Here is a 17,861-nt window from a genome sequence, read left to right on the forward strand (position 1 = left end):
TCGCCCACCTTCGTCGCTCTGTTTTTCAACTTCGCTTCGTGTGTCGCGTCAGCAGGGGGCGAACTATAGCAACGCCCTCCACACCACGCAAGCACTTTTTGAAAAATATTCGAAAATAATTTAGCCAAGCTTGGAAGCCGGCATGGTCGATGCCACGCAAACCCTTGCCCGGCATAGCTTTGAGCTCAAAATCTGGAAACAGAAACCCTACAAACAAGAATGGCCGCCCTGGCGGGCGGCCATTCTTCATCTTATCTATTCAGGCATTCTTGAAGACTGCCGGCCGCTTTTCCAGGAAGGCTTTCATGCCCTCCTTCTGGTCTTCCGTCGCAAAGCAACTATAGAAGAGTGCGCGTTCATACCGGATGCCGTCGGCCAGGCTGCTCTCAAAGGCCCGGTTGACGGAATCCTTCACCATCATCGCTACCTGACGCGGCATTTCGGTAATGGCCACTGCCGCCGCCATCGCCTCTTCCATCAGCTTGTCTGCGGGAACAATGCGCGACACCAGTCCGGCGCGTTCGGCTTCCTGCGCATCCATCATGCGCGCCGTCAGCGCCATGTCCATGGCTTTGGCCTTGGAAACGGCACGTGGCAGACGCTGCGTGCCACCGGCACCGGGAATGATGCCCAGCTTGATTTCCGGCTGGCCGAACTTGGCATTGTCAGCGGCAATGATGAAATCGCACATCATCGCCAGCTCACAGCCGCCACCGAGCGCGTAGCCGGCCACCGCCGCAATGACCGGCTTGCGGATGCGACGCACGGTTTCCCAGTTACGGGTAATGAATTCCCCGTTGAAGACGTCCATATAGTCATAGCCCGCCATCACGCTGATATCGGCGCCGGCGGCAAATGCCTTCTCGCTGCCGGTGACGATGACGCATCCGATCTCATCCTGGGCATCGAATGCCAGCAGGGCCTCGCCCAGTTCGATCATCAGGGCATCGCTCAGTGCGTTGAGCGCCTTGGGGCGGTTCAGGCGGATCAGGCCAACCTGGCCGTGCGTTTCAACCAGGATGTTTTCGTAGCTCATGTAGGTCTCCTTCTTATGGATGAATCGGGGAACCGCCCGGACGTGGCACAAACCCGGTACGGCGATGTGCAAGAATAAGCCAAAAATAATGAGGAAGTCCGACCTGGCGCAATGACTGCCGATAATTTCATGCGAGCAAGGCGGCACCAGACTATATTGGAGTCATCTAACCACCGTCACGCGTGAACCCAACTTCATCGACAAGGAGGCCTCCATGTTCAAGACCATACTCGTGCCCACCGACGGCTCCGAACGTTCGGACAAGGCCATCGCCACCGCCGTGGATTACGCCAGGCATTGCGGCGCCCGTCTCATCGGCATCTCGGTCGCAGAACCGTATCCGTTCTCTCCACTGGCCGAGAGCTCGATGGCCATCGATCCCGCCCTCTATGAGGAAAACGTCAAGACCCTGGCCAACCAGCACATCAAGAAGATCTCCGATGCTGCCGCAGCAGCCGGCGTGCCATGCCAGACCGAGATCGTGATGTCCTTCAACCCGGATGAGGAAATCATCAAGGCCGCCCAGCTTCATGGCTGCGACGCCATCTTCATGGCATCGCACGGTCGCAGCGGGCTCTCGCGCATGTTCCTCGGCAGCAAGACCCAAAAGGTGCTGGCTCACTCCACCATTCCGGTGCTGGTACTACGCTGACTGGCCCCTTCAACGGAAAAAGCCTGATCCATCTCCGGACCAGGCTTTTTTATTGCCGAGGGGAAATCTGAGGTTTAATTACCACCAGGCGGATTCATCCCCTTAGGCAGCAGCACCCACATCATCCCGCGCTGCTTCATCGAGCCCGCGCGGTCCTCGGCTTCGTCGCCGAAGCCCCAGAAGTAGTCCGCCCGTACCACGCCGCGAATGGCACCGCCAGTATCCTGCGCCACCACCAGACGCTGCAGCGGCCTATCGCTATTGGGAAGGGTGGTCGCCAGGAAGACCGGCGCACCCAACGGGACATGCTGCGGATCGATCGCGATCGAGCGCTGCGGCGTCAGCGGGATACCCTGGGCACCCTTCGGCCCCTTCGACGGATCGGGCAGCTTTTCCTCCTTGAAGAAGACATAGCTGGGATTGGCGTTGAGCAACTCTTCCTTGCGCGCCGGATTGGCCTGGACCCAGGCCTTGATGTTCTGGGCCGACGCCTGGGACAGCTCCATCTCTCCCTTGTCCACCAGATAGCGGCCTATGGATTTATAAGGGCGGCCATTCTGGTCAGCATAGGCCAGGCGAATGGTCTCGCGTGACTCCGGCAGATAGACCCGGCCGGAACCTTGTACCTGCAGGAAGAAGGCCTCCACCGGATCATCAACCCACACGATCTCCTTGCCAGCCAGATTATTGCCCTGCATCAACTCGGCGCGGGTGGGATAGGGCACTACCTTGCGCCCCACCACCTTGCCGCGCAGACGCAGGTTCTTCAATTCCGGATAGACGCTGGCCATGTCGATGGTCAGCAAGTCATCCGGCGCCTGATACAGCGGCGTCTGGTAAGGCCCGGCACGACGGCGCGAACCGCGCAGCAGCGGCTCGTAATAGCCAGTGACCAGACCGGTATCGGTACCGTCGGGGTTGAACAGCTGGTAAGGCGTGAAATAGGTCTCGAAATACTGGCGCAGGAAGCCCAGGTCGCCGGCATTGACCTGTTGGGCTGCACCACAGGCGGCGCGCCACTCCGGCTTGCGGATCAGCACCGAGCAGGAAGACTGCAAGGCCGGCCAGGCCTCGCGCAGGTCATCATTACCCCATCCCGGCAGCTGCGAGAAAGTGGTGGCGCGCATGGCCGGCCCCGGCTGGACGGTCGGCTTGGCCGGCGGCTGGCTCACCGGCGGCGTGGTCAGCGGCGTGGTCTGGCAGGCCGCCAGCAGGACGGCGACCGAGACTGCCAATGCGGGTACACTGAGGCGCCTGAGCGAGGCCAGGCTGAAGGAACGATTCAAGCGATTCAAACGATTCAATGACATCGGAGACAAATTCATGTTGTGGTTGATCCTGGAGGCCTGCGCCGCCTTCTTTCTGCTGGTCTTCATCGTCTGGTGGACCATGTTCTCGGGCCGCAAGGAAAAGAACGGCAGGCCAGTCACCCGGCGACAGCAGGCGCAGCAGCAGGCACGAGAGCAGACAGACAGCGACCAGCGCTGAAAAATCCGCTGGTCACCTCCAAAACCTTCATTTCAATGCAGCGTGCGCGGAAGGGAAAGGACGAACTCGGGAATCCGGGCGTCGAACTGTTCGCCATCCTCGGCCACGCAGAAGTATTCGCCGTGCATGCTGCCCTGCGGCGTCTTGAGCGAGGTACCGCTGGTGTATTCGAACTGTTCGCCCGGTTGCAGGAAGGGCTGATGGCCTACCACACCCAGCCCGCGCACTTCCTCGACGTGGTTGTTGGCATCGGTGATCACCCAGTGGCGCGAGATCAGCTGGGCCGGCACGGTGCCGGTGTTGGCGATGGTGATCGCATAGGCGAACACGTAGTGCGAACGCGATGGATCGGATTGTTCCTCCAGGTACTGGGTCTTGACCGTCACCGTGAACTCATACGCTGCCATGGGATTTTTCCTGTGTTGTCGTTATGTCGGGCCGCGCACGAAGAAAACTCGCAGCGACCATCCCCGATTGCACACGAATTCGTCACGCAGCGCAAGCCGCAACGTTCCGTCAGCGCGTCAGCGCCCGGCGACAGGGTAAAATAGCAGCTTTGCCGCCTCCGTGCCGAGCGCCGGGGCCGCCGTCGATTCAGCCATCCTTTCTTTACAGCCATGCCGACCTATCGTATCGCCCCCAGCATCCTGTCCGCCGATTTCGCCCGTCTGGGTGAAGAAGTGCGCAATGTCGTCGCCGCCGGCGCCGATTTCATCCACTTCGACGTGATGGACAACCATTACGTGCCCAACCTGACCATCGGCCCGCTGGTGTGCGAAGCGATCCGCCCACATGTACAGGTCCCCATCGACGTGCACCTGATGGTCAAGCCGGTGGACCGCATCATCCCCGACTTCGCCAAGGCCGGCGCCAACCTGATCACCTTCCACCCGGAAGCCTCCGAGCACATCGACCGCTCGCTGCAACTGATCCGCGACAACGGCTGCAAGGCCGGCCTGGTGTTCAACCCCGGCACGCCACTGCACTATCTGGATCACGTCATGGACAAGCTGGATATGGTCCTGATCATGTCGGTGAACCCCGGTTTTGGCGGCCAGTCCTTCATTCCCGAAGCACTGAAGAAGATCGCCGAAGTGCGCCGCCGCATCGATGAATCCGGCCGCGACATCCTGCTGGAAGTCGATGGCGGCATCAAGATCGAGAACATCGCCGCCGCCGCCCGTGCCGGTGCCGACACCTTCGTGGCCGGCTCCGCCATCTTCGGCAAGCCCGACTACAAGGCCGTGATCGACGCCATGCGCGCCGAACTGGCGCAGGTCTGAGCCCGCCCCTTCAACCTTTGCCCCAACCCGCCACCCATTGACGAATCGACCACGAGGTTTCCCGCGCACATGAGCAAGCTGACCAACATCAAAGCCGCCATCATCGACCTCGACGGCACCATGCTGGACACCGCAGCCGACTTCCATGTCGCAGTCAACCGCATGCGTGCCGAGTTGGGCCTGACGCCCCTGTCGCAGGAAACCATCGTCAACTTCGTCGGCAAGGGAACGGAAAACCTGATCCGCCGGGTACTGGCCGTGGACTATGCCGAAGACGAGGCGGCGCAATACTTCCAGCAGGCACTGGATGCCTATACCGAGCACTACCTGGCCATCAACGGTGACTACTCCTCGCTCTACCCGGGCGTGCTCGAAGGCCTGCAAGCCATGCGCGAGAAAGGCCTGCGCCTGGCCTGCGTGACCAACAAGCCGCTGGCATTCGCCGCGCCGCTGCTGGAAAAGAAGGGCCTCTCCGGCTTCTTCGAGATCGTCTATGGCGGCGACTCCTTCCCCCGCAAGAAGCCCGACCCCATGCCGCTGTTGCAGGTGTGCGAGGATTTCGGCCTGGCCCCGGCCCAGGTGGTCGCCATCGGCGACTCCAGCAATGACGCCCAGGCCGCCCGTGCAGCGGGGTGCCGTGTCCTGAATGTTCCGTATGGATACAACCACGGTGAATCTATACACGACGTCGATTCGGATGGTATAGTTTCGACGCTTGTAGAAGCAGCGCAGCAAATCTCGGTGGATTGACGCTTGTCAGCCACCGGTCGATAGACCAAAGATCGAACCGCGACCCCACATCCATGTTTCGCAACAACAAACGTACCGCACAAACTACAGCCGCCCCTGAGGCCTGGCTGTGGCGACGCTGGCAATTCCAGGCTCAGTGATTGACGCCTGGACCTGGCCGCACCTGCGCGCCGGGTCGTTTGTTGTAGTACCGCATCCCCTGCATTTCCCGCAATTCAAACAACGACACCGCTGACGAGAGTCCGCACCTGTCCACGTGCTTCGTGTGCATCGCGCTCATTGCGCCTGCGCGCCGCCCGGTGGCCAGCGCCGCGTACCCTACAATGGCGGTCTGGAGTGAAACATGACCGAACTCGAATTCAAATCGCTGGCCACCGAAGGCTACAACCGCATCCCCCTGATCGCCGAAGCCTTCGCCGACCTGGAAACCCCACTGACGCTCTATCTCAAGCTGGCCCAGAGCCACAACACCGGCAAGAATACCTTCCTGCTGGAGTCGGTGGTCGGTGGCGAGCGCTTCGGCCGCTACTCCTTCATCGGCCTGCCCGCCTCCACCAAGATCCGCTGCAGTGGCAAGCAGATCGAGGTCCTGAAAAATGACGTCGTCATCGAGACCGCCGAAGGCAATGCGCTGGAATTCATTTCCGAATACCAGTCCCGCTTCAAGGTCGCCATCCGCCCCGGCATGCCGCGCTTCTGCGGCGGCCTGGCCGGCTACTTCGGCTACGACGCCGTGCGCTACATCGAAAAGCGCCTGGAAGACAGCGCCCCGCCCGATACCCTGAGCCTGCCTGACATCCAGCTGCTGCTGACCGAAGAACTGGCGGTCATCGACAACCTCTCCGGCAAGCTCTACCTGATCGTCTACGCCGACCCCACCCAACCGGAAGCCTTCTCCCGCGGGCGCCAACGCCTGCGCGACCTGCGCGCCATGCTGCGCCGCCCTGCCGATGCGCCGGTCACCACCGGTTCGGTGCGCACCGAGACCATCCGCGAATTCCCAAAGGATGAATATCTCAAGGCCGTGGCCCGCGCCAAGGAATACGTGATGGCCGGCGACCTGATGCAGGTGCAGATCGGCCAGCGCCTGAAGAAGTCCTATGTCGATTCGCCGCTGATGCTGTACCGTGCCCTGCGTTCGCTGAACCCCTCGCCCTACATGTACTTCTACAACTTCGGCGACATGCAGATCGTCGGCGCCTCGCCGGAAATCCTGGTGCGCAACGAATCCATCGGCGAAGGCCAGAAGAAGATCACCATCCGCCCCCTGGCCGGCACCCGCCCGCGCGGCTCCACCATCGAGCGCGACGAACAGCTGGCCCGCGAACTGCTGGCCGATCCCAAGGAAATCGCCGAGCACGTCATGCTGATCGACCTGGCCCGCAACGACATCGGCCGTATCGCCACCACTGGCAGCGTCAAGGTCACCGACCAGATGGTGATCGAAAAATACTCCCACGTGCAGCACATTGTCTCCAACGTCGAAGGCATCCTCAAGCCCGGCATGTCCAACCTGGATGTGCTCAAGGCCACCTTCCCCGCCGGCACCCTGTCGGGCGCGCCCAAGGTACGGGCCATGGAAATCATCGACGAGCTCGAACCCAGCAAGCGCGGCATCTACGGCGGCGCCTGCGGCTATCTCTCCTTCGGTGGCGAGATGGACGTGGCCATTGCGATTCGCACCGGCGTCATCAAGGATGGCACGCTGTACGTGCAAGCCGCCGCCGGCATCGTGGCCGACTCGGTGCCGGAAATGGAATGGGAAGAAACCGAAAACAAGGCGCGCGCCGTATTGCGTGCCGCTGAACAAGTGCAAGACGGCCTGGACGGAGAAATCTAAATGCTGCTGATGATCGACAACTACGACTCCTTCACCTACAACCTGGTGCAATACTTCGGCGAACTCGGCGAGGAGGTCCTGACCATCCGCAATGACGAGATCACGCTGGATGACATCAAGAAGCTCAATCCCGAGCGCATCTGCCTCTCCCCCGGCCCTTGCAGCCCCAAGGAAGCCGGCATCTGCGTAGACCTGTTGAAGGAATTCTCGGGCAAGCTGCCCATCCTGGGTGTCTGCCTCGGCCACCAGGCCATCGGCGAAGCCTTCGGCGGCAACATCGTGCGCGCCAAGCAGGTCATGCATGGCAAGACATCGAAAATCGCCCATACCGGCGTGGGCGTCTTCAAGGACCTGCCCTCGCCCTACACCGTGATCCGCTACCACTCGCTGGCCATCGAACGCGCCACGCTGCCGGACTGCCTGGAAGTGACCGCCTGGACCGATGACGGCGAGATCATGGGCGTGCGCCACAAGCAGTTCGAGCTGCAAGGCGTGCAGTTCCACCCCGAGTCCATCCTTTCCGAGCACGGCCACGCCCTGCTGAAGAACTTCCTGACCGGCAGCGCCCACGGCTGAGGCCGCGCCGGGACCACAACACCAAAAAGAGACCAGACATGCCTATCACCCCGCAAGAAGCGCTGTTGCGCTGTATCGAACACCGCGAAATCTTCCACGACGAAATGCTGACCCTGTTCCGCCAGATCATGGGCGGCGAGATGTCGCCGGTCATGATCGCCGCCCTCACCATGGGCCTGCGTGTGAAGAAGGAAAGCATCGGCGAGATCGCCGCCGCCGCGCAGGTCATGCGCGAATTCGCCACCAAGGTGCCGATGGCCGACACCACCGGCCTGCTGGACATCGTCGGCACCGGTGGCGACGGCGCGCATACCTTCAACATCTCCACCGCCTCCATGTTCGTGGCTGCCGCTGCCGGTGCGCGCGTGGCCAAGCACGGCGGGCGTAGCGTGTCCTCCTCCTCGGGCAGCGCCGACGTGCTCGAAGCCCTGGGCGCGGACATCAACCTGCAACCGGAACAGGTGGCGCAATCGATCGCCCAGAGCGGCATCGGCTTCATGTTCGCCCCCAACCACCACGCCGCCATGAAGCACGCCGCCCCGGTGCGCAAGGAGCTGGGTGTACGCACCATCTTCAATATCCTCGGGCCACTGACCAATCCGGCCGGCGCCCCCAATATCCTGATGGGCGTATTCCATGCCGACCTGGTCGGCATCCAGGTACGCGTACTGCAACGCCTGGGCGCGCAGCACGCCATCGTGGTCTGGGGGCGCGACAACCTGGACGAAGTCACCCTGGGCGGCGCCACCATGGTGGGCGAGCTGGTCAATGGCGAGATCCGCGAATATGAAATCCACCCGGAAGACTACGGTCTGTCCATGTTCGCCAGCCGCAACCTGCAGGTGGCAAACTCGACCGAGTCCAAGGAGAAGATCTTCGAAGCCCTGCGCGGGGAACCCGGTCCGGTGCACGACATCGTATTGATCAATGCCGCTACCGCCCTGTATGCAGCCGGCGTGGCCCCCTCGATTGCCGATGGCCTGGCCACCGCGCGCGCCACCATCGCCTCCGGCGCCGCCCGCGCCAAGCTGGACCAGTTCGTGCAAGTCACGCGCCAGCTTGGCGGCAAACACTAATCCGACAAGGAAGCCCATGTCCGACATCCTCAACAAGATCCTCGACGTCAAGGCCGAGGAAATCCGCATCGCGCAAAAGCAGCGCGACCTGGCCAGCCTGCGCCGCGACGTCGAAACCGACAGCGAACTGCGCTCCGAACTGCGCAACTTCGAAGGCAGCCTGCGCGACAAGATCGCCAACGGCCAGGCCGGCGTGATTGCCGAGGTCAAGAAGGCCTCCCCCTCCAAGGGCGTGATCCGCCCCGACTTCAAGCCGGCCGAGATCGCCGTCAGCTATGCCACCCACGGTGCGGCCTGCCTGTCGGTCTTGACCGACGAGCAGTTCTTCCAGGGTTCACCCGACTATCTCAAGCAGGCCCGCGCAGCCTGTGCGCTGCCGGTCCTGCGCAAGGATTTCATGGTCGATCACTATCAGATCTACCAGGCCCGCTCCTGGGGGGCCGATGCCATCCTGCTGATCGTGGCCGCCCTGGACCACGGCCTGATGGCCGACATGGAAGCCTGCGCCCACGAACTGGGCATGAGCGTGCTGGTGGAAGTGCATGACAGCGCCGAGCTGGATGCGGCGCTGAAGCTGAAGACCCGCCTGCTGGGCATCAACAACCGCAACCTGCGCACCTTCGAGACCACCCTCGATACCACGCTGGGCCTGCTGCCGCGCATCCCGCCGGAAAAGCTGGTAGTCACCGAGTCGGCCATCGCCACCCCGGACGACGTCAAGCGCATGCGCGACGCCGACGTCCACGCCTTCCTGGTCGGCGAAGCCTTCATGCGGGCGCCGGAACCGGGCGTCGAGCTGGCACGACTGTTCGCCTGAACTGATCTTCGCGTGCAGGAAAAAACCTCGCCCGGTGCAAACCGGTGCGAGGTTTTTTTTTGCTCTCGGGGAGGACGCAGATCAGGCTGCGAAACCGCCGTCGATGGTCAGGTTGGCACCGGTGATGTAACCCGATTCCGGACCGGCGAGATAGGCCACGAAGCTGGCGATTTCCTCGGCCTTGCCGTAGCGCGGCAGGGCCATCAGGCCGGTCAGAGCGGCAGCGAAGTCACCGCTGGCCGGGTTCATGTCGGTATCGACCGGACCGGGCTGCACATTGTTGACGGTGATGCCACGCGGACCCAGGTCGCGTGCCAGGCCCTTGGTCAATCCCACCAGGGCCGACTTGCTCATCGCATACACGGCGCCGCCGGCGAAGGGGATGCGTTCGGCGTTGGTGCTGCCGATGCTGATGACGCGACCGCCGTCGCCCATGTAGCGGGCGGCTTCCTGGGTGGCGACGAAGACGCTGCGCACGTTCACGGCGAGGGTGCGGTCCAGATCTTCCAGCTTGAATTCATCGATCGGGCCCATGGCCAGCACACCGGCATTGTTCACCAGGATATCGAGACGACCGAAGGTTTCTGCAGCCAGGCGAATGGCTTGCTGCAGCGCGGTCGCGTCCGAGCTGTCGGCCTGGATGGCCAGGGCGCGGCCACCGGCGGCTTCCACGCTGCTGACCAGGGCCTGCGCCTTGTCCGGCGAGCTGACGTAGGTGAAGGCCACGGTGGCGCCTTCGGCGGCCAGACGCTGCACGATGGCTGCGCCGATGCCGCGCGAACCGCCCTGGACGAAGGCAACCTTGGACACCAGGGTGTTGTGGGAAGTGGTGGTGATTTGCTTGGTCATGATCTTGCTCCTTGGATAGATGCGTAAGTGATTGCGTAGGGTTGAACCCGTTGGCGCGTTTCTGTTTGCGTCTGGGTTGAAGCAAGTATCGGCGTTTGATTATGTTGCGACTAGCCGGAAATCAATATCTTCTTTTTAAACCAATGGTTTAGAATCAGTCCATGGAAACCATGACCAGCATCGAATGCTTCGTCGCTGCGGCCAATGCCGGCAGCTTTTCGGCGGCGGCGCGCCAGCTAGGCCTGACCTCGGCCGCGGTCGGCAAGAACGTGGCCCGGTTGGAATCTTCATTGGGGGTGCGCCTGTTCCACCGCAGCACCCGCAAGCTGTCGCTGACCGAGGCGGGCGAACGCTTCCTGCAGGAGGTGGCCGGCGGCCTGCAGGCCATCCGCAGCGCCGTGGCCAACCTGGCCAGCGCCGGCGGGCAGCCGGCGGGCACGCTCAAGGTCAGCATGGGAACGGGGTTCGGGCGCCAGTACATCCTGCCCTTGCTGGGGGAATTCCTGGGCCGCTATCCGGGCATCCAGCCGGACTGGCATTTCGAGAATCGCCCGGTGGATCTGATCACGGAAGGATTCGATGCCGCCATTGCCGGCGGTACCGAACTCTCGCCCGGGGTGGTGGCGCGCGAACTGGCGCCGGCACACCGGGTATTGCTGGCCTCACCGGCCTATCTGGAGGCGCACCCGGCGCTACGCTCGCCGGCCGATCTGGCCGACCATGCTGGCGTGCTGATCCGCTCGCCGCAGAGCGGGCGCATCCGCCCGTTCTCGCTGCGCGACCGCCATGGCCAACAGGCACCGGTGACCTTGCAACAACGGATGACCATGAGCGACGCCAACGCCGCCTGCGAGGTGGCCGAGGCCGGGCTGGGCATCACCCTGGTCTCGATGCCACATGCCCTGATCTACCTGGATCGCGGCACCCTGGTGCGGGTATTGCCGGACTGGTACGTCGATACCGGTATGCTGTCGCTGTATTTCACGGCGGCGCGGCTGTTGCCGGCCAAGACCCGGGTCTTCGTCGATTTCGTGGTGGAACATTTCCGCCAGCAGCGGCTGGCGCAGCGCTTCAACGCACTGGGCTGAAGATCGTCCTCACGCCTTGCCCTGCCGGGTGGCGCGCATGCCGCCGCCGATATTGCTGCCGGCATCGTGCGACAGACCACGGTAGCCGATCACCGAGACCAGTGTCACCAGGCCTGCCATCGCGAAGGCCCACTGGAAGTCGCCCAGCGTAAAGTGGGCGCCGCTGGCGTCCACCTCTTCCCCGCGCAGATAGGCCGCCACGCGCAAGGCCAGCGCGCCAAAGGCGATGCCCATGCCGATGGTCATCTGCTGCGCCACGCTCCAGAGCGTGCTGGCGGAGGATTTGCGGGCATCGCTGATGTCGGCATAGGCCAGCGTGGCGAGCGTGGAAAACTGCATCGAGCGCGACAGGCCGTAACAGAAGATCACCCCCAGGATCACCGGCAAGGGCGTGCCCGGCGTGAGCAGGCCGCAGGCAATGATGAGACAGCCGGCGATGGCCGCATTGTTCAGCGCCACGCTGCGGAAACCAAAACGCTGCAGGATGCGCGTGGTGAATGCCTTCATGCCCAGGTTGCCCAGGGCGGTCGCCAGCAGCAACAACCCCGACTGGAACGCCGTGAGACCGAACCCGATCTGGAACATCAAGGGCATCAGGTAAGGCACCGCATCCACACCGATGCGCGTGAGCGAACCGGTCAGCACCGTCACCGAATAGGTCGGAATGCGCAGATTGGAAAAGTCCAGCAGCGGATGTTCGATGCGCTGCATGTGCCACCAGGCGCACCCGCCCAGCACCACCCCCAGGGCCACGAAGCCCAGCGCCACCTTGATGTTGGATTCCATGTGGCTGGCGATCTCGGTGCCATACAGCAGCGAGGTCAGCGCCGCGCCCGAGAGCAGGAAGCCGATCACGTCCAGCGGCCGCCGGCTGTGGCCATGCTCGTTGCGCACCACCGTCATCACCGCGATGAAAGCGGCGATACCGAACGGCACGTTCATCAGGAAGATCCAGTGCCACGAGGCATAGGTGGTGATGAAGCCACCGATGGATGGCCCCACCACCGGCGCCACGATGGCCGGCCAGGTGATGGTGGCGATGGCCTTCATCAACCGCTCCTTGCCGGTGCTGCGTACCACGATCATGCGCCCGACCGGCACCATCATGGCCCCGCCCAATCCTTGCAAGACCCGCGCCGCGGTGAATTGCCAGACATTCTCCGAATACCCGCACAGGATGGACGCCAGGGTGAAGATGACGATGGCCATGCCGAACACGGTACGCGAACCAAAGCGGTCGGCCACCCAGCCACTGATGGGAATGAACACCGCCAGCGTGAGCATATAGGCGGTCATGCCCAGGCTCAGTTCGTTGGGACCGACACCGAAGGACTGGGCCATCTGCGGCAATGCCGTGGCGATGATGGTGGTGTCCAGATACTCCATGAAGAAGGTCGCCGCCACGATGTAGGGCAACATGCGCACGCGCGCGTCCGGCAAGCTGTTGTCGTTGGTTCCCACGTCCGCTATCCCTGTCTGCTGGTCCGACATGCGAAACGCCGGCATGTGCCGGCGCTTCTTTTCGAAATTATTTATATCATTTACAAAACCGGCCCTGCATCAATAGAACCTCAGTACATGCATCAGTACCTGGATCACGATGATGCCGCCGATCAGCCCGCCGCCAAAATAGACGATCACCCCGAGCAACATGTTGGTGCGACGCTGCTCGGCCAGGAGCTTGCGCATCAGTTCGGTATTCTGCGGCTGGCCTTCGCCGTTGGTGTAGCGGGTCAACGCCTGGTGTGCCAGACGCGGCAGCTCGGGCAGCAGACGGCTGTAGCGCGGCACCTCGACCTTCAATTGCTCGACGAAACCACGCCAGCCGATCTGCTCGCTCATCCAGCGTTCCAGATAGGGCTTGGCAGTCTTCCACAAGTCCAGGTCGGGATCGAGCTGGCGGCCCAGGCCTTCGACGTTGAGCAGGGTCTTCTGCAGCAGCACCAGTTGCGGCTGCACCTCGACATTGAAACGGCGCGAGGTCTGGAACAGGCGCAGCAGCACCTGGCCGAAGGAGATGTCCTTCAGCGGGCGATCGAAGATGGGTTCGCAGCAGGCGCGCACGGCCGCTTCCAGTTCATCGACGCGGGTATCCTTGGGCGCCCAGCCGGATTCGATGTGGGCCTCGGCCACGCGCTTGTAGTCGCGACGGAAGAAGGCCAGGAAATTCTGCGACAGGTAATCCTTGTCGAAATCGTTGAGTGTGCCGACGATGCCGAAGTCCAGTGCGATGTAGCGACCGAAGGTCTCCGGCGCCACCGAGACCAGGATATTGCCGGGGTGCATGTCGGCATGGAAGAAGCCATCGCGGAACACCTGGGTGAAGAAGATCTCCACGCCGTCCCGCGACAGCTTGGACAGGTCCACCCCTTCCGCACGCAGGCGCTCGGTCTGCGAGATGGGGATGCCATGCATGCGCTCCATCACGATCACCGAGGGCGAGCAGTAATCCCAGTACATCTCCGGCACCATCAGCAGCGTGGATTCGGCGAAGTTGCGGCGCAACTGGCTGGCATTGGCGGCTTCGCGCATCAGGTCCAGTTCGTCGTGCAGGTACTTGTCGAACTCGCCCACGACTTCCTTGGCCTTGAGGCGGCGGCCATCCGCCCACAGACGCTCCAGCCAGTCGGCGGCCACGTGCATGAGGCCGATGTCGTGGTCGATGATGTCGCGCATGCCGGGGCGCAGCACCTTGACCGCGACTTCCTTGCCATCCTTCAGGGTGGCGAAGTGGACCTGGGCAATCGAGGCCGAGGCCACCGGGGTGCGTTCGAAGCTGGCGAAGAGTTGGTCGGGATGGGCGCCCAGCGATTTCTCGATCTGCCTGACGGCCAGTTCGGATTCGAACGGTGGCACGCGGTCCTGCAGCAGCGTGAGTTCGTTGGCGATGTCGGGCGGCATCAGGTCGCGCCGGGTCGACAGCACCTGGCCGAACTTGATGAAGATGGGACCCAGGTCTTCCAGTGCGCGACGCAAGCGCTCGCCGCGTGGCGCGGACAGGTCGCGCCAGAAGAAGATGCGGTTGACGATGCGGGCGAAGCGCGGCGGCGCGAATTCGGAGGCGACGATTTCATCCAGGCCATAGAGAATGGCGACGCGGATGATCTTGAGCAGACGCATGGAACGCAGCAGCATTAGCGACGCTCCAGTTTCTCGATGCGCTTGGACAGACGTTCCAGGTCATCGCGCAGGCGCACGACGTCGGCAGAAAAGTCCTGCAGCTGGCGGGGGCGGATCAGCATCGGTTGTTCTTCCAGGAAATACTCGGCCAGGTTTTCGGTCAGCTTGCGCTGGGTGGTGCGGGCAGCTTCGAACAGGCCGCGCGCGCCGGAGACGATGCGCGTGGCGGCGACATCGCCGACCACGCGTGACAGGTCATCCTCGGCATCCCAGCGCAGCTTCTGGCTCAGTTGCGAAATGGCATTGGCAAAATCGGCATCGCCCTCCAGCTTGACGTAGGACACGGCGCGTTCGCGGTTGGCGACGATCAGCGGCAGGTCCGACAGTTTCAGGCGGATGGTGACATTGGCCGGCGCGTCGGCGGGGACATCCTGCAGGTAGCCGTCACCGGCCACCTTCAGGCGCAACTGCATGGCGCCGGTATCGATGCAGGCGACCTTGCCGGCATGGGTGATGAGGGTATTGCGCGCCCACGGCTCCTGCGCCAGCAGATGGTTGATCACCGCCGCAGCGGGTTTCATCGGGTCGAGGGCCAGGGTGGACGGGTCGGGCAGCACGGACATGGGTTCCAGAGACGGGTTGAGCCGGGGACAGCAATAAGAACGCGGAAGCGGCGAAGAATTCACCAATATTCAGCTCCGCAAAAACAAAACCGCCCGATCAAACGGGCGGTCTCAAGTGTAACAGCTTGGCGCGCCGGCAAGGCTCACGCGCCGCGTGTTCCTTGATCCAGCGCCGTCCGGCTCGGCTACACCTGCTGGATACCGGCCAGCACCCAGCCGCCGCTGCCGTTGAGCGGCTTGGACAGGTTCCAGATCTCGGCGAAGGGCTCGGCCGAGGCGTCCGGAGCTTCCTTGATCAGCCCCTGGAAGCGCACGGTGGCGAGGTAATCGAAGGCCATGGTCTCGATGCCCAGCAGTTCTGCATCCAGCTGCACGACATCGGTGGCATTGGGCGCGGCACCGCGTTCGGTGAGCTGCATGCGCAGTTCGGCGAACATTTCGGGCGTGGTGAATTCACGGATGTCATTGGCATCAGCGCGATCCCAGGCGGCTTGCAAGCGGATGAAGTAGGTCTTGGCATTGCGTACGAAACCGGCAGTGTCGAAGCCCTCAGGGATGCCCCAGTGCTGGATCTGCGCGGGTTGACCAGTGCCACCGTAGCCACCATGGCCGCTGCCTTGCAGCGCGGCCGGAGAGTTGCCGGGGGCGGCTGGCGGCGGGTTGATGTCACGCAGGCCCGAGCCGATTTCTGGTGTCGCACCGGCGGCGCTGCCGATGGGGCTCACGCCAGGCATCGGCGTGGCATAGGCCGGATTGCTGTTCTGCGCCTCGCGCCCACGGGCAAACATGCGGATCAGGAAGATCACTGCCGCGCACAGCAAGGCGATGGTCAACAGAGAACCCAGCATGCCACCCAGCGCACCGCCGATGCCGAAGTGCGACATCAGCGCACCCAGGCCGAAGCCCAGCAAGGCGCCGCCCAGCACGTTGCGCCAGGGGCTGGCAGGCTTGGGCAGGGGGGCGCTTTGCGGCGTAGCAGCTGGCGTCGCGGGCCGATAAGGGGTGGCGGCAGGCTGACTGTAGGACGGCGAAGACGGTGCCGCCTGGCGCGAATAATTGGACGATTGCTTGCCGAAGGAACCACCGCCGCCCAGGCGCTTGGCCTCGGCCGGTGACGTGAGCAGGGCTAGCGAAGTCATCGCCAGCAGCAGTGCGAGCAGGAATTTTTTCATGGCTTACCTCTTGTGGATGTTGCCGTCAGTGCGGGATGCCGGAGCGCAAAGCAGATTGGCGATCCGACAGGGCCATTGTCACCCGGCAAAATTAAGCCAGCCTTAATGCCGGGCCACGCCAGGTCAGCCGCTGCCCGCCTGGCTTACATCTTGATGCCGGTATGCAGCGCGGCCACGCCGGCGGTCAGGTTGAAATACTGCACGCGCTCCAGACCGACCTGTTCCATCATCTGCTTCAGGGTTTCCTGGTCGGGATGCATGCGGATCGATTCGGCCAGGTAGCGATAGCTGTCGGCGTCGTTGGCGACCTTCTTGCCCAGCCATGGCAGGACCGAGAAGGAGTACACGTCGTAGGGCTTCTTCAGCGGCTCCCAGACCTTGGAGAATTCCAGCACCAGCAGCTTGCCACCGGGTTTCAGCACACGACGCATCTCGGCCAGGGCGGCATCCTTGTGGGTCATGTTGCGCAGGCCGAAGGCCACCGAAACGCGGTCGAAATAGTTGTCCGGGAAGGGCAGCTTCTCGGCGTCGCACAGCATGGTGGGGGTGACGATGCCCTTGTCGAGCAGGCGGTCGCGGCCCACGCGCAGCATGGATTCGTTGATGTCGGTCAGCCAGACTTCGCCGCTGGGACCGGCCTGCTTGGCGAAGGCCTTGGACAGGTCACCGGTGCCACCGGCAATATCAAGCACCTTGAAGCCGGGGCGAATACCCGCCTGGGCGATGGTGAAAGCCTTCCAGATGCGATGCAGGCCAGCCGACATGAAGTCGTTCATCACGTCGTACTTGGCGGCGACGGAGTGGAACACTTCCGCGACCTTGCGGACCTTCTCTTCTTCTTTGACGGTTTCGTAACCGAAATGGGTGGTGTTGGTCATGGCTAGGCCTGTAACGTTGAAGACGACATTATAAAAGACCGGCCGTGCTGCGGTTTGCCCTGGATCAGCATGGCCTTGCAGTGTTCAGTGCGAGTGGCCGCAGCCGTGCCCACCTGCAGCCTCGGCCTGGTGGTCGCGCCCGCTCTCGCGGGTGAAGCCCGCCGCTTCCAGTTTCTGCAGATAGGTTTCCCACATTGCGGACTGGTCACGGCCGAGCTGGTACAGATAGTCCCAGGTGAAGATACCGCTGGCATGGCCGTCCGAGAACAGCGGTTTGACGCCGTAGTTGCCGACCGGTTCGATGCCGTTGATCTCGACCTCGCGCTTGCCGGTCTGCAGCACTTCTTGGCCGGGACCATGGCCACGTACTTCGGCCGAGGGGGAATACACGCGCATGAGCTCGAAGGGCAGCGAAAACATCACGCCATCATCGAACTCGACCTCCACCACGCGCGAGAGCTTGCGTACCTTGAAGGACAGCGGAACCGGAGAAGTCTGGGCGCTCATGGGCTATCCCTTGTGAAATGTGTGAAATGTGTGAAATCGGTGAGAGGAGAAATGACGCTGGCAAGCTTGCAGCATCACCCATCCGCGACATCTGTGACAGCGGTCG

The 17,861-nt window shown here is 62.9% G+C and carries 19 protein-coding genes; 9 read left to right on the forward strand and 10 right to left on the reverse strand.

The features are described from left to right. Positions 1-259: 259 nt before the first annotated feature. Positions 260-1,036: an enoyl-CoA hydratase gene (locus BTM36_RS08465; protein WP_006465093.1), complete on the reverse strand. Its 777-nt coding sequence runs from the start codon at positions 1,034-1,036 to the stop codon at positions 260-262. A 214-nt stretch (positions 1,037-1,250) separates the two neighbouring features. Here BTM36_RS08465 and BTM36_RS08470 point away from each other — a divergent pair, with 214 nt between their 5' ends. After that, positions 1,251-1,688: a universal stress protein gene (locus BTM36_RS08470; protein WP_006465094.1), complete on the forward strand. Its 438-nt coding sequence runs from the start codon at positions 1,251-1,253 to the stop codon at positions 1,686-1,688. Positions 1,689-1,762: 74 nt separating this feature from the next. Here the strand turns inward: BTM36_RS08470 and BTM36_RS08475 are convergent, their stop codons facing one another. After that, positions 1,763-3,013 carry a murein transglycosylase A gene (locus BTM36_RS08475; protein WP_077235923.1) on the reverse strand — a complete coding sequence of 417 codons (1,251 nt, stop codon included), beginning with the start codon at positions 3,011-3,013 and terminating at the stop codon, positions 1,763-1,765. Between BTM36_RS08475 and BTM36_RS28300 the strand changes: the two genes are divergently transcribed. Then, positions 3,012-3,176 carry a hypothetical protein gene (locus tag BTM36_RS28300; RefSeq protein WP_168189762.1) on the forward strand — a complete coding sequence of 55 codons (165 nt, stop codon included), beginning with the start codon at positions 3,012-3,014 and terminating at the stop codon, positions 3,174-3,176. The two genes, BTM36_RS08475 and BTM36_RS28300, sit on opposite strands and share 2 nt — an antisense overlap. A 32-nt stretch (positions 3,177-3,208) precedes the next feature. Here BTM36_RS28300 and apaG read toward each other — a convergent pair whose 3' ends face one another. After that, positions 3,209-3,583, reverse strand: coding sequence for a Co2+/Mg2+ efflux protein ApaG (gene apaG / locus BTM36_RS08480; protein ID WP_006465097.1), 375 nt, complete (start codon positions 3,581-3,583; stop codon positions 3,209-3,211). Positions 3,584-3,793: 210 nt separating this feature from the next. On the opposite strand from apaG, the gene rpe reads away from it, so the two are divergent. The 6 genes from rpe to trpC all read left to right on the forward strand — a co-directional run bounded on the left by rpe (position 3,794) and on the right by trpC (position 9,518). Continuing rightward, positions 3,794-4,459, forward strand: a complete 666-nt coding sequence (gene rpe, locus BTM36_RS08485) for a ribulose-phosphate 3-epimerase (protein ID WP_013235823.1) — start codon at positions 3,794-3,796, stop codon at positions 4,457-4,459. Between the two features lie 69 nt (positions 4,460-4,528). Then, positions 4,529-5,209 carry a phosphoglycolate phosphatase gene (locus BTM36_RS08490; RefSeq protein WP_077235924.1) on the forward strand — a complete coding sequence of 227 codons (681 nt, stop codon included), beginning with the start codon at positions 4,529-4,531 and terminating at the stop codon, positions 5,207-5,209. Between the two features lie 343 nt (positions 5,210-5,552). Then, on the forward strand, positions 5,553-7,049 hold the full coding sequence (gene trpE / locus BTM36_RS08495; protein WP_077235925.1) for an anthranilate synthase component I: 1,497 nt from the start codon (positions 5,553-5,555) through the stop codon (positions 7,047-7,049). Further along, positions 7,050-7,625 (forward strand): aminodeoxychorismate/anthranilate synthase component II, encoded by a 576-nt coding sequence (locus BTM36_RS08500; RefSeq protein ID WP_077235926.1) that lies wholly within the window; start codon positions 7,050-7,052, stop codon positions 7,623-7,625. It abuts the gene before it with no gap. A gap of 38 nt (positions 7,626-7,663) precedes the next feature. Then, the gene (gene trpD, locus BTM36_RS08505) at positions 7,664-8,701 is read left to right on the forward strand and encodes an anthranilate phosphoribosyltransferase (RefSeq protein WP_077235927.1); all 1,038 of its coding nucleotides are present in this window, start codon (positions 7,664-7,666) and stop codon (positions 8,699-8,701) included. 16 nt (positions 8,702-8,717) lie between these two features. Then, positions 8,718-9,518, forward strand: a complete 801-nt coding sequence (gene trpC / locus BTM36_RS08510; protein WP_077235928.1) for an indole-3-glycerol phosphate synthase TrpC — start codon at positions 8,718-8,720, stop codon at positions 9,516-9,518. Positions 9,519-9,599: 81 nt separating this feature from the next. Here trpC and BTM36_RS08515 read toward each other — a convergent pair whose 3' ends face one another. After that, positions 9,600-10,367, reverse strand: a complete 768-nt coding sequence (locus BTM36_RS08515; RefSeq protein WP_077235929.1) for a 3-oxoacyl-ACP reductase family protein — start codon at positions 10,365-10,367, stop codon at positions 9,600-9,602. A 161-nt stretch (positions 10,368-10,528) separates the two neighbouring features. Between BTM36_RS08515 and BTM36_RS08520 the strand changes: the two genes are divergently transcribed. After that, positions 10,529-11,455, forward strand: coding sequence for a LysR family transcriptional regulator (locus BTM36_RS08520; RefSeq protein WP_077235930.1), 927 nt, complete (start codon positions 10,529-10,531; stop codon positions 11,453-11,455). A gap of 9 nt (positions 11,456-11,464) precedes the next feature. Here the strand turns inward: BTM36_RS08520 and BTM36_RS08525 are convergent, their stop codons facing one another. From BTM36_RS08525 to BTM36_RS08550, 6 genes are all read right to left on the reverse strand, one after another. Continuing rightward, positions 11,465-12,961, reverse strand: a complete 1,497-nt coding sequence (locus BTM36_RS08525; protein WP_077235931.1) for an MFS transporter — start codon at positions 12,959-12,961, stop codon at positions 11,465-11,467. 54 nt (positions 12,962-13,015) lie between these two features. Next, positions 13,016-14,590, reverse strand: coding sequence for a ubiquinone biosynthesis regulatory protein kinase UbiB (ubiB, locus tag BTM36_RS08530; RefSeq protein ID WP_006465107.1), 1,575 nt, complete (start codon positions 14,588-14,590; stop codon positions 13,016-13,018). Continuing rightward, positions 14,590-15,198, reverse strand: a complete 609-nt coding sequence (locus BTM36_RS08535) for an SCP2 domain-containing protein (protein ID WP_077235932.1) — start codon at positions 15,196-15,198, stop codon at positions 14,590-14,592. Before BTM36_RS08535 ends, ubiB begins: the two co-directional genes overlap by 1 nt. A 185-nt stretch (positions 15,199-15,383) precedes the next feature. Further along, complete coding sequence (locus tag BTM36_RS08540) at positions 15,384-16,370, reverse strand: Tim44 domain-containing protein (protein WP_077235933.1); 987 nt, start codon at positions 16,368-16,370, stop codon at positions 15,384-15,386. Positions 16,371-16,513: 143 nt separating this feature from the next. Next, positions 16,514-17,248, reverse strand: a complete 735-nt coding sequence (ubiE, locus tag BTM36_RS08545; RefSeq protein ID WP_077235934.1) for a bifunctional demethylmenaquinone methyltransferase/2-methoxy-6-polyprenyl-1,4-benzoquinol methylase UbiE — start codon at positions 17,246-17,248, stop codon at positions 16,514-16,516. Positions 17,249-17,332: 84 nt separating this feature from the next. Then, complete coding sequence (locus tag BTM36_RS08550; protein WP_077235935.1) at positions 17,333-17,755, reverse strand: gamma-butyrobetaine hydroxylase-like domain-containing protein; 423 nt, start codon at positions 17,753-17,755, stop codon at positions 17,333-17,335. Positions 17,756-17,861: the final 106 nt, after the last annotated feature.

Origin of the sequence: Herbaspirillum sp. VT-16-41 (genome assembly GCF_001994935.1) — a bacterium.
Classification (GTDB): Bacteria; Pseudomonadota; Gammaproteobacteria; order Burkholderiales; family Burkholderiaceae_D; genus Herbaspirillum; species Herbaspirillum frisingense.